The sequence below is a fragment of the Cupriavidus sp. WS genome (assembly GCF_000395345.1).
GTDB classification, from domain to species: domain Bacteria; phylum Pseudomonadota; class Gammaproteobacteria; order Burkholderiales; family Burkholderiaceae; genus Cupriavidus; species Cupriavidus basilensis_B.
Genome location: NZ_AQPL01000695.1, coordinates 1 through 1,551 on the forward strand (window position 1 = coordinate 1; position 1,551 = coordinate 1,551).

The window sequence follows — 1,551 nt, forward strand, 5'->3', positions numbered from 1 at the left end:
CTCCAGCAGGCGGCACGCCGCTCATGGCGCATCGGGCAGAAACTGCACGTGCGCGTGATCTACCTCGGCTACGCCGGTTCCTCGCAGATGACCTGCCTTGAACTGATGGCCAAGAAGATCATGGTCTCGCAGTCCACCTCGGGCGACGTGCCCGAATCCGGGCTGGATGTGCTCAACCAAGACGGTGATTCCGTCGAGGTCGCACTGGCCCGGCAACTAGTCGCCGCCTGATCCCCACGCCAACGCCGGCCTAGCGCCGCCGGTTTCTTGTTATTCCCAACTTGCAGCCACGCCCACGGTCTCCGTGGACGTGGCTGCGCTTTTCCTATCCCAAGGAGAGTTTCATGAACACCCATATCCAAGCCACGCCCGAAACCGTCAATGCTCGCCTGACGCTAGACGTGACCTATCTGCTCAACGGCGAGGCCGCGCCTGAAGTGCTGGCTCGGCTGGAACGCATGTGCGAACGCGCCATCGGCGAGGGTTTGCTGACCGACGAGACCGCCGTGGAAGTGGACGCCTGGTCGATCGATGTATCCGAGGTGCCTTCGGCTGCCGACCGCGAAACCCTGGAAGCCGAGATCGCCGCTTTCATGCAACAGCGCATCGAGGACGGCAACCTCGGTGCCGAGGACATTCCCATGCGCCTGGCACGCTATGGCCTGATGGCCCCCGAGGCATTCACCGACGAGATGCGCGAGCGCATGGGCATGGACGACGACGCCCTCACGGGCCGAGCCGTCATCCCCTCGACCGAACCTGCCGACGGCGGTGAGATCGAGATGCAAGTCGCGGTCGCCTGCATCGGTGCCTCCGGCAGCCCCGACGTGCCGGTCTTCAAGGTCAGGATCACCCAGGAGGAATACGACCTGGGTATCCACTACGACAAGGCCAAGGACTTCGCCAAAGAAGCCCACTACGAGGGGCCGTTCGTCTGCTTCGACGCTGCCGAATATGGCCCCATCCTGTCGGCCGCCCGCGAACTGGGTCTTGTTCCGCAGGTTGTCGTGGTCGATATGACCGACGGCCAGATCCACTCCATCCGCTGCGACAGCGGCGAGATCAAGGTCATCTGCTACGACACCAGCGACACCGAAGAGTATTCGGTGGCGGTTGCGAACCGGCCGCTCGGCGAGAACGGCCAGTTCGTGCGCTGCTGGTCGCACACCCAACTGGCACAGGTCGATCCCGGTCTGAAGCTGGCTCGGGATTGATTCAGCGCGCTCGATGTGCGTTTTCACTGGCCCCTTCGGGGGCCTTTTTCTTTGGAGGGAGGCTGTCGGTAAATCGGGCGCTGCCTGGTTCGCATTGTTTGCTGCCGCTCGTGGCCCGAGAGGCGATGGTGAGGGCTCGATGTTTCAGGACGCCGAGCTTATGTGCCCCTCTCCACCTTGGTTTCACCATCCCGAACGCCGCCTGCTGGCGGGAGTCCTCGGCCTGCTCTGGTCGGTGCTGGCTGCTGGCTGCGCGACGACGACTGCGCCGCCCCCGCCCGATGCCTTCGAGGAAGTCTTGGCCGCGCCGGAATCCGAGGCGCCCGAGTACATCCCC

General features: G+C 64.1%; 1 protein-coding gene and 2 pseudogenes. All 3 read left to right on the forward strand.

What is annotated here, in order from left to right; genetic code table 11:
- Window positions 1-231, forward strand: a pseudogene (locus K206_RS40580) (DEAD/DEAH box helicase); the annotation flags it as partial.
- Between the two features lie 113 nt (window positions 232-344).
- The gene (locus K206_RS0136620) at window positions 345-1,214 is read left to right on the forward strand and encodes a hypothetical protein (RefSeq protein ID WP_011489298.1); all 870 of its coding nucleotides are present in this window, start codon (window positions 345-347) and stop codon (window positions 1,212-1,214) included.
- Window positions 1,215-1,374: 160 nt separating this feature from the next.
- Window positions 1,375-1,551 (forward strand): annotated as a pseudogene (locus tag K206_RS42445) (integrating conjugative element protein pill, pfgi-1); the annotation flags it as partial.

Excerpts from the sequence above, each read along its gene's own strand:
- K206_RS0136620 (WP_011489298.1), top strand. The coding sequence starts at position 345 with ATGAACACCCATATCCAAGCCACGCCCGAAACCGTCAATGCTCGCCTG.